Genomic DNA, 13,956 nt, shown 5'->3' with positions numbered 1-13,956 from the left:
CAGCAGCAGCGCCATCCTTCGGTTCAGGCTTGTCAACCACGATGCACTCGGTTGTCAGCACCATGCCAGCAATAGATGCGGCATTTTGCAGAGCAGAACGAGTCACCTTCGCGGGGTCAACGATACCAGCTTCAAACATATCGACAAACTCATTTGTCGCTGCGTTAAAACCGACGTTAAACGGCTTTTCTTTGACGCGCTCAGCAATCACAGCGCCGTTCAAACCAGCATTTTCAGCAATCCGCTTCAGAGGAGCAGCCAGAGCCCGTGCCACAATCAAAGCACCGGTCAATTCTTCGCCCTTCAGGCTGCTGTTAGCCCACTCTTCCAATTGAGGAGTCAGGTGAGCCAAAGTTGTACCGCCGCCAGGAACAATTCCTTCTTCTACTGCAGCTTTGGTAGCGTTGATCGCATCTTCCAAACGCAGTTTGCGATCCTTCATTTCGGTTTCGGTAGCCGCGCCGACTTTGATCACTGCGACGCCGCCAGCCAATTTGGCCAAACGTTCTTGCAGCTTTTCTTTGTCGTAGGAAGACTCGGTTTCGTCCATTTGACGGCGAATTTGTTCGCAGCGGGACTTGACGGCGGCTTCGTTACCTTCGGCAACAATTGTGGTGCTGTCTTTGGTGATGGTGATGCGGCGGGCTTTGCCGATCATGTCGAGCTTGGTGTTTTCCAGTTTCAAACCGGCGTCTTCGGTGATTAGTTGACCGCCGGTCAATACGGCGATATCTTCTAACATAGCTTTGCGCCGATCGCCAAAACCGGGTGCTTTAACAGCAGTCACGTTCAACACACCGCGCAGTTTGTTGACAACGAGGGTAGCTAAAGCTTCTTTCTCAATGTCTTCTGCAATGATCAACAGCGGGCGGCCGGAACGAGCTACTTGTTCGAGCACGGGTACTAAATCTTGTACCAGAGCAATTTTTTTGTCTGTCAGCAAGATGAAAGGTTCTTCGAGAATCGCTTCCATCCGTTCGGTGTCGGTGACGAAGTAGGGAGAAATGTAGCCTTTGTCGAAGCGCATCCCTTCGGTAATTTCCAATTCGGTGGTCATAGACTTCCCTTCTTCCAGGGAAATCACGCCTTCTTTGCCCACCTTGTCCATTGCGTTGGCAATCATTTGACCAACTTCATCGTCGTTACCAGCAGAGATGGAGCCGACTTGAGCGATGGCTTTGGAATCTTCTACTTGTTTGGCGTGTTCGGCAATTTTTTCTACCAAAAACGTGGTTGCTTTGTCAACACCGCGCTTGAGGGCGATCGCATTTGCACCGGCGGCTACGTTACGCAGACCTTCTTTGACCATTGCGTGAGCCAAAACGGTAGCAGTTGTGGTACCATCGCCTGCTGCGTCGTTGGTTTTGGAAGCGGCTTGACGGATCAGGGCAACGCCTGTATTTTCTACGTGATCTTCTAGTTCGATTTCTTTGGCGATGGTAACACCGTCATTGACGATCTGAGGAGCTCCGAATTTCTTTTCGAGAACCACGTTACGGCCTTTGGGGCCGAGGGTTACGGCTACTGCTTCGGCCAGAATGTCCATACCGCGTTCGAGGGCGCGACGTGCATTTTCGTTGTAGATGATACGCTTAGCCATAGTTTTTGGGGATTTGAGGGTTTGAGATTTTGGATTGGGGATTATGGATTTTAGTCATTTGTCCCGTGTCATTAGTTGTTTGGCGGCGTTCGCTTTAAACTAATGACTGATGACTAAGGACTGATGACTAATGATTAATTAGTTAACGATCGCCAGAATGTCTTTTTCTGCAAGCAAGACGTATTCGTCTGTGCCGAGTTTGATGTCGGTGCCGGCGTACTTCGAGTAGAGAACTTTGTCGCCGACTTTTACTTCCATTTCAGTGCGGGTGCCGTCGTCGTTGCGCTTGCCGGGGCCCACGGCCGCGACTTCGCCTACTTGGGGCTTTTCCTTAGCTGTGTCGGGCAGAAGGATGCCGCCGGCGGTTTTTTCTTCGCTAGCGCTTACTTTCACGAACACGCGCTCGCCTAACGGTTTAACGGTAGAAACACTCAGTGATACTGCTGCCATAAATAAATCTCCAGATTACAGATTGTCGTGAGTCAGTCGTCAGGGGTCACGATGAAAGCAACAGCGGACTACTTACAACTGACATATTAGCACTCTCGACTCCTGAGTGCTAATTTAGCTTTAGTCAGGGTCGATCGCAACTTAGTTGTCAGTACGGGTTCCCGAACCGAGCATGAGTTGGAGGCAAGGAGAGGGGGGAGTGGGGGCTGTGGTGATGACTTTCAATCGCTAACCAATTACTTTTGATTGATGAAGACAATGACAGAAAATAACGAGGAATCTTGCAGCCAAGGCTTGAGCGCTTGCGTCCAAAGCTTGGGAATCGATCGAATCGAGCGGCATATTTTTATCTGTGCCGACCAAACCGTGCCCAAGTGCTGCGACCGGCAAACCAGTCTGGAGGCTTGGAATTACTTAAAAAAACGCTTGCAAGAATTGGGGTTGGACAAGCCAAGTGCCACTCGACCAACCTGCGTCTTTCGCACGAAAGCCAATTGCCTGCGAGTATGCGCGTCTGGCCCGATTATGGTAGTCTATCCAGACGGAGTGTGGTATCGCGACGTTACTCCACCCGTCATTGAGAGAATTATTCAGGAACATCTCCTAAACTCAAAGGTAGTTCAAGAATACGCTTTCTTGACTCATCCTTTGCCTGTGCCTGCTGAGGCCCAGCCAAACATTTAAGTGTAGCGCTGTTTAAGGTACAGCGTTATAGGTAAAGTGTTAAATTTAAGGTTAAGGGTGAGAATTTGAGATAGTTTGGCGTCCGGGCGATCGCACCTGCTACAGTTCAATAAAACTGTAGTTAGGTTCTTGTCTTACTTGTGCGGCTTCCCGCGATCCTGGGGTTTCTCAAAAGGTACAGTAAAAAAAATCGATCCGAGGAACTGTGAAATTTTGTGCAAAAATTTCTCAGTGGCAGACACTAAGCAGGTTGCCAAACTACACTAAAAGCAGTTAAATACGTAAGTAGGGAGTCTGCTTAAATTTCTCTATATCAGAAGTATCATTTAAAACCGGGGCATTAACCTGAAATTGAACCGATCGAGATTAACTATTTAACTTGGGCTCTGTTAGGGAGTCTCCAATCAATCAAGGCTGATCTTGGTAGGGCGATCGTCCATTACAGGTTTGGGCTGCATTCCAGGTCGTAAGACACTGACAAACAGCCGTCAATTATAGGTTGGAAAGCGGTAATACCCGCCCCGCTTTCCCTCACCGCCATCCCTTCAGCCGACCGTCGTCCTCCACTCCCAGCCTGGTGGCGGGGGACTGAGGGAAAAAACAGAAGTGAAAACAAGGAAGTGTGCGGGATACTTTAGCGGGAATAAACATGACAAAGGACAATAATTCAGGAGAGCAAAAACGGCTGATGCTGGTTGACGACGACCCCAACTTGATCTTGCTCGTCAAGGACTACTTGGAGTTTCGGGGTTACAACGTCATTACAGCAGAAAACGGCAGAGACGCTCTGGAAAAACTAGAACAAGAAGTTCCCGACTTGATTATCTGCGATGTGATGATGCCGGAAATGGACGGCTACACTTTAGTCAAACACATCAGGGAAGACCCTCGCACTAGCTGGATTCCCGTTCTTTTCTTGTCCGCAAAAGGTCAAAGTTCAGACCGAGTAAAAGGCTTGAGCACTGGGGCTGACGTTTATATAGTCAAGCCTTTTGAACCAGAAGAACTGGTAGCCCAAGTGGAATCTTCTCTGAAAGCAGCATCCCGCTTGATTCGCCACTCAAATCCCGGTATGGAGAGTGGCCCAAAAATTAAGGCGCGCCGCAATGTCGAATTGACTCCCACTGAGTTAAAGGTGGTACAGTTGCTAGCGCAGGGCATGGCAAACCGCCAGATCGCAGACGTGATGAATGTAAGCCAGCGGACTATCGAAAGCCACGTCAGCAATATGCTGGGTAAAACAGGTCTGCACAACCGGACAGAGTTAGCTCGCTGGGCTCTTGAAAGCAAAAAGGCTTGAGCGGAGGTAGTCTGCGCTATGAAATCAGGGGAGCAAAATCTACTGCTATGCGTTTCGGTATGCCTGATTGGCGGTAGGGCGGTGGGCGCGGTAGTGTAGTTTGAAGGCGCCATTAACCTTGACACGGCAGCCGGTATTGAGTTACGAGGCGTATAGTTTGTGAGAGCCCCTCGCTCAAATGCAAGGAGGGTTAAAAGAACCCTCTGGCGGTAGAGCCGAAAATATGAAATACTGGGGAGATGGAGTTTTCTGAAGTTTAATCTATTGCCTCAGTTAGCTCCATGTTGCTAAAATGTGATATTTAGATTAACTTCTTTCTACAATTATTAGGTCTAAGTTTCTATGACAAACTTAATGAACCGCCTTTCTATTTTTGTGGACGGGAACAATATGTTCTACGCTCAACAAAAGAACGGCTGGTTTTTTGATCCTCGCAGGGTGCTCGAATATTTCAAAACTTCGCAGCCGAATGTCATCTTGATCAATGCTTTCTGGTATACGGGCCTAAAAGACCCCCAAGATCAAAGGGGATTTCGAGATGCTTTAATCAGTCTAGGTTACACGGTTCGCACTAAAATTCTTAAGGAATATTACGACGATGCTTCGGGCAGATATTCTCAAAAGGCTAATTTAGACATAGAAATTGTGGTTGATATGTTTAATACCGTGGATCAATACGACCAAGTTGTGCTCTTTAGCGGGGATGGAGATTTTGAGCGGGCGATCGAACTTCTCCGCTCGAAAAATACTCATATTACTGTGGTATCAACCGAAGGAATGATTGCTAGAGAGTTACGAAATGCTACAGATAGGTATATAGACCTAAATGAAATTAGGGAACATATCGAGAAGATGGATTATTAGTCATTAGTCAGTAGTTATTAGTCATTAGTCATTAGTCAGTAGTTATTAGTCATTAGTCAGTAGTTATGGGTTAGGGGTTATTAATTATTCGTTATGGGCGCGAGACAGGGGACTGGTGACTGGAGGCTAAAAATCCAGAAAAACGGACAAGTAAAAATCAGGAAAACACTTTTTTAGAGCTATGAAAACTCAACCAAGTCAAGACCGAATTATTATTTTCGATACGACTTTGCGCGACGGAGAACAATCTCCGGGTGCATCTCTGAATGTGGATGAAAAGCTGACGATCGCTCGCCAGTTAGCGAGATTGGGCGTAGATGTGATTGAAGCGGGTTTCCCTTTCACCAGCACGGGAGATTTTGAGGCAGTCCAAAAAATAGCCCGATCGGTTGGCACAGAAAATGGGCCGACAATTTGCGGTTTAGCGAGGGCGAGAAAGGAGGATATTAAAACAGCAGCAGAGGCTCTGAAACCAGCAGCAAATTCGCGAATTCATACGTTTCTGGCTACGTCTGATATTCACTTGGAGTATAAGCTGAAAAAGACGCGGGCTGAGGTTCTGGAAATTGTGCCGGAAATGGTGGCTTACGCTAAGTCTTTTGTGGATGATGTGGAGTTTTCGCCGGAAGATGCTTGTCGATCGGAACCGGAGTTTTTGTATCAGGTTCTAGAACGGGCGATCGCAGCGGGTGCGACTACTGTTAATATTCCCGATACTGTCGGCTACACGACTCCGAGCGAATTTGGGGCTTTGATTCGGGGAATTAAGGAAAATGTGCCGAATATCGATCGCGCAATTATTTCGGTGCACGGTCACAATGACTTAGGATTGGCTGTTGCTAACTTTTTGGAAGCCGTGAAAAATGGCGCCAGACAGTTAGAATGCACGATTAACGGGATTGGCGAACGGGCGGGAAATGCAGCACTGGAAGAGTTGGTAATGGCGCTTTACGTGCGGCGCCAATATTATAATCCGTTCTTGGGCAGGCCTGCTGATTCTGAGGAACCGCTGACAAATATTGACTCGCGCCAAATTTACAAAACTTCCCGCTTGGTTTCCAATTTGACGGGGATGTTGGTGCAGCCAAACAAGGCGATTGTCGGGGCAAATGCTTTCGCTCACGAGTCGGGAATTCACCAAGATGGGGTGCTGAAAAATAAGCGGACATACGAAATTATGGACGCTGAGTCGATCGGCTTAACTGAAAACCAAATCGTTTTGGGCAAATTATCCGGCCGCCACGCATTTCACACTCGCTTGAAAGAGTTGGGTTTTGAAATGGCAGACGATGAGCTAAATAAGGCTTTTGTCAAGTTTAAAGATTTGGCAGACAAGAAAAAAGAGATTACTGATTGGGATTTAGAGGCGATCGCCAATAACGAAGTGCACCAAGCACCGGAACTTTTCCGGTTAGAATTGGTGCAAGTTTCCTGCGGCGACAAATCTCGCCCGACAGCAACTGTCACTGTGCGGAATCCGGCGGGCGAAGAATTGACCGATGCTGCGATCGGCACCGGGCCTGTGGATGCGATTTACAGGGCTATTAACCGGGTGGTAAACGTACCCAATGAGTTGATCGAGTTTTCTGTACAATCGGTGACAGCGGGAATAGATGCGATCGGCGAAGTAACAATTCGCTTGCGGCACGAAGGCAAAGTATTTTCCGGTCACTCAGCCAATACTGACATTATCGTAGCGTCCGCAGAAGCATACATCAGCGCTTTAAATCGCCTGTATCAGGCATTGCAGTCTAATCCTGAAAAAGCCTTGGAACAGCCAACTGCGATCGGAAATCAAGTTGTTGCAAAAGCACAGCGCTGATAAATTTCTTGTCAGCCATTTTTCTTGAAACAAACCGCAGACGAACCCAAATCGAAGCAGATAAATCTCAATTAATCTGCCTTAATCCGGGTTTATCTGCGGTTTAAAATTACTGTTTTTACTAATAACCAACTCTTGAAAAATGCAAGACGAAACTTTAAAAAAAGAACGACAATTCCACGATGCTTGGGCATCCACAATCGATATTGACGGCATTCGAGTCAATGATTACTTTGAAGCTTGTACCGCCCCAGAAAATAGATTTATAGTCCAGCAAATGGGCGATATTACAGGCAAACGCCTGTTAGATTTAGGCTGTGGCGCGGGAGAAAATAGCGTTTATTTTGCTAAAAAAGGTGCAAAGTGTGTGGCTGCTGACTATTCTCAGGGCATGGTAGAAGTTGCTCTGAAATTGGCTGAGAAAAACGGCGTCAAAATAGACGGCTGCACGGTGAATGCAATGGCAATGGATTTCCCGGACAATAGTTTTGATATTGTTTATGCTTCTAATTTGTTGCACCATTTACCGGAACCAGAAAAGGCAATTCGCGAAATGCACCGCGTCCTGAAGCCTGAGGGTAAGGCTTGTTTTTGGGACCCGATGAAGCACAATCCGGTGATTAATGTTTACCGTAGAATGGCCACTGAGGTGCGGACGGAGGATGAAAGTCCTTTGGATATTAATATTGTGAATTGTGTCAAGTCTTTGTTTTCCGAGACGGCTTATGATACGTTTTGGCTGACATCGCTGTGGATTTTTTTGCGCTTTTATTTAATCGAAAAAGTGCATCCGAATGAGGAGCGTTATTGGAAAAAGATTATCATTGAACAAGAGAGATTGAAACCGGAATACTCTCGGTTAGAAGGGTTGGATGGTTTTTTGAAGAAGTTGCCTTTGATGAAGCGCTTGGCTTGGAATTTGGCTGTGGTGGCAACGAAGTAATTAAAAGAAGTACAATAAGTCACAGCATTTAATTAAGAGGCTAATTATGCCAGAAACTATTACTGCTATCTACGAAAACGGGGTTTTTCGTCCTCTGAGTCCTTTGTCATTGAATGATGGGGAAACTGTGCAAATCACAATTGTAGCGGAAGTTTCCCAGGAAGAACTCAAGGACGATCGCGAAAAGGCGATTAAGTTGATGGATGTACGAGGATTGGTGCGTTTGCCAAATAAACAGGGTAAGCTCCATCGAGCCGAATTAATCAAGCGCGCGCAGCAGTGGCGCGAATTGATGAAAAAAATGGAATCGCTACCGGGCAAGCCTCTCTCAGAAATCGTTATCGAGGATCGGGGCCCGTGGTAAATGCTTATTTTCTGGATACTAGCGCTTTAGTTAAACGATACGTGCCTGAAATAGGCACTGACTGGATTTTATCGATTACCGATCCTGCTACAGATAACGATTTAGCTATTAGTCAGATTACTTGGGTGGAGGTACACAGCGCTTTTGCACGCCGTCTGCGGGATGGAAGTTTGTCTGCGCAGCGCTTTGATTTAATTGCGCAAAAAGTTAGGGAGGATTTTGAAAATGAATACCGAGTCATAGATATCGATCGAACTTTGATAGAAACAGCCACCGAATTGGTGATGCAACATCCGCTGCGCGCTTATGATTCTGTGCAGTTAGCGTCGGCTTTGCGCTTTCAATCTACTACTCTCCTTTCGCCGCCAGAAACTCGACTGGTTTTTGTTTCGGCGGACAACCCATTGCTGGATATTGCTCAGTCGGCCGGGTTGACTATTGATAATCCTAATAATTATCCGTACTCAAGCTGTGTGTAGTCAGGAATGCCAGTCTCCATAAAAATTAGAGGACTAAAGTCATCACTATAAACTAATTTTAGTGCGATCGTTATTTAGAGAATTTCTTTCAAAGTTTTCACTAAGATTTGATTCTGTTCCTCCGTACCTACACTAATCCGCAATTTGTCTTCTAATCGCGGCTGATTGAAGTATCGAATCAATATTCCCCGTACTTTGAGTGTTTGATAAATCCTTTCTGCATCGCCGTTTGGTGGCCGCACTAACAAAAAGTTGGTTTGCGACGGCCAAACGTCAAAGCCTAATTCCCTGAAGCTAATGGCTAGTTTTGCTCGCGAAGCCTTAATCTTTTCGGCGTTGGCTATTTTGTGGTCTCGATCGGCGATCGCAGCCGCCCCCACTGCATAAGCTAAAGCATCCACATTATAGCTGTCTTTGATTTTATTTAATTCTGCCAGCAGCGCCGGATTGGCTATGGCAAAACCCAGCCTCAATCCTGCTAGGGAATAACCTTTTGAAAGCGTCCTCAAAACTATAACATTACTGTACTTTTTTGCCAAGTTCAAAGCATTGTCTTCGGCGAAATCTACATAAGCTTCGTCGATGACAAGAACGCCCGATAACTCTTTAGCCAGTTTCTCCAAATCTGCAACAGATATTGCTGTTCCCGATGGACTGTTTGGCGAAGCTACAAATGTCACTGCACCCTGGGCTGCTATTAGCAAATCGACTGGTAACTTGTAGTCGTCGGGATAAGGAACTTCAACAAATTCTGCATCTTGAATTTGTGCCAAAGTGCGGTACAATAGATAGGTTGGCGCGGGACAAACAATCTGTTTCCCAGATTCGCCCACAGCGCGAACTATCAAGTTTAATAAATCGTCGCTGCCGTTACCTACAACAATCCAATCGTCAGCAACTCCCAAAACTTGACTAGCAGCAATGCGGAAAAGTTTGCCAGTTGGATCTGGATAGCGCCGCAGCATTTCTCCGTCTATTTCCTGAAGCACTTTTAAGGCTTTGGGAGAAGGCGGATAGGGATTTTCATTAGAATTTAGTTTAATAATTTTTGTGCCTAGCGGTGGCTGTTCCCCCGGCACGTAGCCAGACATTTCGTGGATGCTTTTGCGAAAGTAATTCATCTATTAATTGAGTTTTGTGGAACTGGAATCTTGCCCGTTCTTAATAAGGGTGCAATATCTCAAGTTAAACAAATTATATCAAACAATTAGTGACTATCCGCGTTATACCCAAATCAATTAACTTTTGCATATCCGCTCGATCGTCCACCGTCCAAGCCACAATGTCAACTCCCTGACTTCGGCTTTCTTGAATTAGTGCGGGGTTTTCCAGCAACACGCGATACTGACTGCTAATCAAATTATCCTGATGTGCCACAGCTTGAGCAAATTGAGTTTTGTACGCTTCTAGATTAGCAACAATGTGTCCGATCGCCAAATCGGCAGATAGCCGCCGCACTTGTTCCAGAAATCCATCGTTAAAAGAAGTAATAACGCATTTATGTTGGATCTCTGCGCCCTTCAAAGTATTGACAAAAGCCGCGACATCTGCATCAGACCACTCGCAGTGCGGCTTGACATCAAAGTAAAGAAATTTGTCAACATTTTTGAGGATAGCTAATGATTCTTTTAAGGTAGGAATTTTTTGTTGTGAAAATTCATCGCTAAACCATTTTCCCGCATTAAGTGTTTGCAATTGAGACAGAGTGTTTTCCCTAACTTTGCCAGAAACTCCCGTGATTCTATCTAATGTGGCGTCGTGAAAAATCACTGGTACGTTGTCGGCGGATAGCTGGATGTCAAATTCGATCGAATGAGCTCCACGGGCGATCGCCAATTCAAAAGCTGCTAAAGTATTCTCGGGGGCGATCGCCGAAAATCCCCGATGTGCGATAATTTCTAAATTCACTGTCTTGTACCCTCTAAAAAATCTGCCACAGTTTGATTAAAAGTTTCTGGTTGAGTCAAAAAACACCAATGATTCCCCGGTACTTTTGCAACGGTAAGATTTTTCAAGTATCTCTTGTATGGCTGCATTTGCCAATCCATGCGATTTACGCCTTTTTCCGGCTGTACAAACAAAGTCGGTATCTCAATATTTTCAGTTAAACCGGCCACTTTCATCACTTCTGAAAATATCTGATTTCTTGCTGCAATCGCAAATTTACTGCCCCAACTTCCGTCTGATTTTTGTTCGATTTGGTGTTGGAATACCATTTGTTGCACGTCACTCCAATCTGCGTATTCTCCCGATTGTTTTGCTGCTGCTTCTGCTTGGGATAAAGTCGCAAACGGGCCCACACATTTGAGACAGTCTAATTTTCGGTAAACAATTGGCAGGGTGAGTTTCATCGCGGCGGGCAGTTTGGTGATGAAGATGGGGTCTACTAAAATCATACTGCAAAAGCGATCGGGATTTTGCCTCGCCCAAATCGGTGCTAGTTTGCCCGTCCAAGAATGTCCTAAAATGTGGGCATCTGGCCAGTTGAGATGTGCCATCAAAGCTTCTAAATCTGCGATCGCACTTTCAAAAGTATAGTCGGTTTTCGGTTGGCTAGTCTCTCCGTGACCGCGCATATCTGGCGCTACAATATGATAGTAGTTGGAGAAATAATTGCCCAAGCTATTCCAGACAGACGCACTATCTGCTAAACCGTGTAACAACAGCAAACGCGGAACTTTTTTACCTGTTTCTGGCTTCCATTCTAGGTATGAAAGTTCCATTCTGGGCAGGTGCAAAGTATTACGAATTGGCATGATTAGGGGGTTTTATAGTTGGAGAAATTTGATTGAACTTTTTTACGAACAGGCAAGATGCCTGTTCCACAAATAGTGAATTTTCTTCTACTGTTTTCATAAACAGGCAATATTCCTGTTTCACAAAGAATAAATCTTCTTGTAGGGTGGGCTTATAGCCCGCCCTTCTAACTTAACCTTTGCCCTTCAAACTCAACAAGATAAACTGAGTTTTCTGCGCTTCATCAAAATTATCATCGCTGACCAAAACTAGACTCTGGCTGCCATCTGGCAAGCGCGGGCCGAGGGTCATCCCTTCTAAATTGTACAGCGGAATTCCGAGTTGGCTTAAGTCTAGCAGCAACTTTTTCTTAACAGGTTCGACTGCCACTCGCCCTTTAAAACTCTGGATTCTCGAAGTATCTGTAGCCGCCCCAACCGCTACTTGATAAATCCTAGCGCCGTATCCCGACAGCCCAAAAGAACGTTCTAAACTCAGAATCTGACCGCCACCGACAGTTACTAATTCTGTTAAACCGTTCAAAATAGTCATGGGAACTTGGTCGAGGGTATAAAGATTTTCTGAGACTAATTGCGGCGTTTTATCGACGATAATATAATGTAAAAGACGGAGTTTGCTTACCTGTTCCGGGTCTAAATCTTGCATTAACGGCGCTTCCGTAGCTGCAAACAAACGAAACGGATCGAGACCGCCTTGACTAAAGGTTTCTGGGTCGATGGTTAAAGATTCAAAACCTAAATTGTCCACCACTCCTTGCTGCTGTTTTTCATCGCTGGCATCGGGAATATAGCGCTTGGGTATCGGCAATTTTCCCCGCATTTGCCCTGTTTTGAGGTCAAATTCACCGAGAAAAGGAGGGATACCAACATGAGTGACGCCTTCGCTGGCGACAAATACTGAATTGCGGGGAGAAAGGGCAATGCCTTCGGGATTGATGGAACCCCAAGAGAAGGTTTCACCGTCTGCTTTTTTGAGGGATGTAACGCCTTCAACGGTAACTTTTTTTAGGCGAATATTTGATGGATCGCTTGATGTGATGTCGAGTCGGAGACTGTAAAATCTGGCTTCTCCGTTTTCGCTGGGGTCGTCGGAAAGAGCGTAAAAGCGATAAGCTTTGGAACTGACTGCGCTAATACCTTTGGGGTCGTAGGTAATTGCTGACAAACCGCCGACTGGTACTCCTTCAAAATTGATTTTTGGCAATTCGTACTCTCCCAAAAATTCTAGAGACATTTCTGGAAAAGAGCGGTCTTTTGCAACTGCGGGAGGGGGGGCGCAAGCTGTGCAAACAGTTAACAGAATTAGGGCTAGACTAAATAAGTGTAAAATACGTTGGCGAAGCCCTCGAAGAGGATCCCCCAACGCCTTTAAATCAAAAGAATTGCTCAGTGTGGTAAGTTTTATTTTGTTGCTCTTGTTGAACAGTTTGCTTTTGTGCCATCTTTGTGACATAATTTATACCGTTTTGTAGATATGCAAAACTTGATGTTTCCAGAAGAGATGCCGAATCGCGGCAACCAAATTTTAAGAATGAGAAGTTCTGTGCCAATTGGGTGCTTGCTTTTCTTGTGGCTGTGTGCTGGTTCTATTGCTAGCGCCCAAACTAATCCACCAGGCCTCGATCAATTTTCTCCTAATCCTCTAGAAATTACCACACCCGATCCCCTAGCTCCCGCTAATGAATCTTTGAGCAGCACTCAGCGGGACGAACTGACAGCGGCTTTGGAGCAGTTAAACTTAGAAGCAGCGGCTAAACTGGAAGCTGGAGACGGCGCTGGTGCTTTTGAAATTTGGTTCCGAGAATTGCGGCTGCGGAGGTATTTGGGCCCCGCGGCGGAAATTGCTGCTTTGAGTCGGGTGGGAAGTGTTGCTTGGAGCAATGGTAAAAACCTCGAACTACAGCTTATTACCAAACGGTTGCAAGCAATTCAAAAAGAAGTCAAATCACAAGTACCACTTAATACTGAGTTGCTCCCCGCCTTCGCTGCGGCTTTTCAGCAGGTGCGCGCTAAAGGCCCGACTGTAGAAGTTTACCAAGAAATTCTCGAAAAGGCGCGCCAAAACGGAGATATATTGGCTGAAGGTCAGATTTTGAAGGCGATCGGGCTAATTCACATCAATTGGTTGAGTTACGATAAAGCTGCTCCCGTGTATGAGGAATTGGCTACTTTAATTCAGGAAAACCGCGCTTTATTTGCTGCTAATTCTGCTGTGGAAAATTCTGCTGTAGTTGCGGGAAACGGTGCGCCGCCGCAGCCTGTAACCCCTCCAACTGAGGTAGATACTCTGAGACAGTTGGCCTACGTTTACCAGCAGTCGAAACAACCCCTAAAGGCGATCGCAGCTAGGGAAAAACTAGCATCTGTGTATGTCAACCTGCAAAATCCCAGCGCTATACCACCGCTCAAAATTGCGATCGCCAGCGATTACCAAACCATAGGTCAAATCAATTTAGCCGCTCAATACTATCAGGAAGCCTACAATTTAGCCGTCCCCATTCAACAGTATGCCCAAGCTAGCGAAGCTTTAGATAAATTAGCATTACTTTATCGAGCGCAAAAGCAGTGGGAGCCGACTTTGCGGATTTATCAAATGCAGTTGCTGTTAGAAGAGCGGGCTTACAATTTCTACGGATTGATGAACACTTATGACAATATCGGTCAAGTTTATCAAGAGATGAAGGCTTACGATAA

14 protein-coding genes are annotated in these 13,956 nt (G+C 45.9%); 8 read left to right on the top strand and 6 right to left on the bottom strand.

Annotated elements, in window-relative coordinates; genetic code table 11:
- Positions 1–1,600 (bottom strand): chaperonin GroEL (groL, locus tag QUA45_RS24860; RefSeq protein WP_333222408.1); only part of this gene is annotated, 1,600 nt, incomplete at its 3' end.
- Between the two features lie 138 nt (positions 1,601–1,738).
- Entirely contained in the window at positions 1,739–2,050 is a 312-nt protein-coding gene (groES, locus tag QUA45_RS24855; RefSeq protein ID WP_333100012.1) for a co-chaperone GroES, read from the bottom strand.
- Between the two features lie 258 nt (positions 2,051–2,308).
- Here groES and QUA45_RS24850 point away from each other — a divergent pair, with 258 nt between their 5' ends.
- The 7 genes from QUA45_RS24850 to QUA45_RS24820 all read left to right on the top strand — a co-directional run bounded on the left by QUA45_RS24850 (position 2,309) and on the right by QUA45_RS24820 (position 8,506).
- Complete coding sequence (locus QUA45_RS24850; RefSeq protein ID WP_333100022.1) at positions 2,309–2,734, top strand: ferredoxin; 426 nt, start codon at positions 2,309–2,311, stop codon at positions 2,732–2,734.
- A 649-nt stretch (positions 2,735–3,383) separates the two neighbouring features.
- Entirely contained in the window at positions 3,384–4,034 is a 651-nt protein-coding gene (locus tag QUA45_RS24845) for a response regulator transcription factor (protein ID WP_333038438.1), read from the top strand.
- Between the two features lie 342 nt (positions 4,035–4,376).
- On the top strand, positions 4,377–4,898 hold the full coding sequence (locus QUA45_RS24840) for a LabA-like NYN domain-containing protein (RefSeq protein WP_006633075.1): 522 nt from the start codon (positions 4,377–4,379) through the stop codon (positions 4,896–4,898).
- 181 nt (positions 4,899–5,079) lie between these two features.
- Positions 5,080–6,720, top strand: a complete 1,641-nt coding sequence (locus tag QUA45_RS24835) for a 2-isopropylmalate synthase (protein ID WP_333100010.1) — start codon at positions 5,080–5,082, stop codon at positions 6,718–6,720.
- Positions 6,721–6,862: 142 nt separating this feature from the next.
- Positions 6,863–7,663 carry a class I SAM-dependent methyltransferase gene (locus QUA45_RS24830; protein ID WP_333222406.1) on the top strand — a complete coding sequence of 267 codons (801 nt, stop codon included), beginning with the start codon at positions 6,863–6,865 and terminating at the stop codon, positions 7,661–7,663.
- A 46-nt stretch (positions 7,664–7,709) separates the two neighbouring features.
- Positions 7,710–8,027 carry an antitoxin family protein gene (locus tag QUA45_RS24825; RefSeq protein WP_333100008.1) on the top strand — a complete coding sequence of 106 codons (318 nt, stop codon included), beginning with the start codon at positions 7,710–7,712 and terminating at the stop codon, positions 8,025–8,027.
- Positions 8,021–8,506, top strand: coding sequence for a type II toxin-antitoxin system VapC family toxin (locus QUA45_RS24820; protein WP_333222404.1), 486 nt, complete (start codon positions 8,021–8,023; stop codon positions 8,504–8,506). The genes QUA45_RS24825 and QUA45_RS24820 overlap by 7 nt, the downstream gene beginning before the upstream one ends.
- Before the next feature lie 74 nt (positions 8,507–8,580).
- Here QUA45_RS24820 and hisC read toward each other — a convergent pair whose 3' ends face one another.
- The 4 genes from hisC to QUA45_RS24800 all read right to left on the bottom strand — a co-directional run bounded on the left by hisC (position 8,581) and on the right by QUA45_RS24800 (position 12,496).
- Positions 8,581–9,627 carry a histidinol-phosphate transaminase gene (hisC, locus tag QUA45_RS24815; protein ID WP_333222402.1) on the bottom strand — a complete coding sequence of 349 codons (1,047 nt, stop codon included), beginning with the start codon at positions 9,625–9,627 and terminating at the stop codon, positions 8,581–8,583.
- A 73-nt stretch (positions 9,628–9,700) separates the two neighbouring features.
- A complete protein-coding gene (locus tag QUA45_RS24810) occupies positions 9,701–10,414 on the bottom strand; it encodes a glycerophosphodiester phosphodiesterase family protein (protein WP_333100002.1) in 714 nt (237 codons plus the stop codon).
- Positions 10,411–11,262, bottom strand: a complete 852-nt coding sequence (locus tag QUA45_RS24805; protein WP_333222400.1) for an alpha/beta hydrolase — start codon at positions 11,260–11,262, stop codon at positions 10,411–10,413. Before QUA45_RS24805 ends, QUA45_RS24810 begins: the two co-directional genes overlap by 4 nt.
- Positions 11,263–11,434: 172 nt before the next feature.
- Complete coding sequence (locus QUA45_RS24800; protein WP_333222398.1) at positions 11,435–12,496, bottom strand: esterase-like activity of phytase family protein; 1,062 nt, start codon at positions 12,494–12,496, stop codon at positions 11,435–11,437.
- Positions 12,497–12,748: 252 nt separating this feature from the next.
- On the opposite strand from QUA45_RS24800, the gene QUA45_RS24795 reads away from it, so the two are divergent.
- A partial coding sequence (locus tag QUA45_RS24795; RefSeq protein ID WP_333222396.1) for a tetratricopeptide repeat protein occupies positions 12,749–13,956 on the top strand: 1,208 nt, incomplete at its 3' end.

It is taken from the genome of Microcoleus sp. Pol12A5 (assembly GCF_036701435.1).
GTDB lineage: Bacteria > Cyanobacteriota > Cyanobacteriia > Cyanobacteriales > Microcoleaceae > Microcoleus.
Note: the sequence above shows the minus strand (reverse complement) of the source record. Positions and strands in the feature narration are given on the sequence as shown.

Coding starts and splice junctions, on each gene's coding strand:
- groES (WP_333100012.1), bottom strand. CDS start 2,050: ATGGCAGCAGTATCACTGAGTGTTTCTACCGTTAAACCGTTAGGCGAG.
- QUA45_RS24845 (WP_333038438.1), top strand. CDS start 3,384: ATGACAAAGGACAATAATTCAGGAGAGCAAAAACGGCTGATGCTGGTT.
- hisC (WP_333222402.1), bottom strand. CDS start 9,627: ATGAATTACTTTCGCAAAAGCATCCACGAAATGTCTGGCTACGTGCCG.
- QUA45_RS24805 (WP_333222400.1), bottom strand. CDS start 11,262: ATGCCAATTCGTAATACTTTGCACCTGCCCAGAATGGAACTTTCATAC.
- QUA45_RS24835 (WP_333100010.1), top strand. CDS start 5,080: ATGAAAACTCAACCAAGTCAAGACCGAATTATTATTTTCGATACGACT.
- QUA45_RS24830 (WP_333222406.1), top strand. CDS start 6,863: ATGCAAGACGAAACTTTAAAAAAAGAACGACAATTCCACGATGCTTGG.
- QUA45_RS24840 (WP_006633075.1), top strand. CDS start 4,377: ATGACAAACTTAATGAACCGCCTTTCTATTTTTGTGGACGGGAACAAT.
- QUA45_RS24825 (WP_333100008.1), top strand. CDS start 7,710: ATGCCAGAAACTATTACTGCTATCTACGAAAACGGGGTTTTTCGTCCT.
- QUA45_RS24800 (WP_333222398.1), bottom strand. CDS start 12,496: ATGTCTCTAGAATTTTTGGGAGAGTACGAATTGCCAAAAATCAATTTT.
- QUA45_RS24850 (WP_333100022.1), top strand. CDS start 2,309: ATGACAGAAAATAACGAGGAATCTTGCAGCCAAGGCTTGAGCGCTTGC.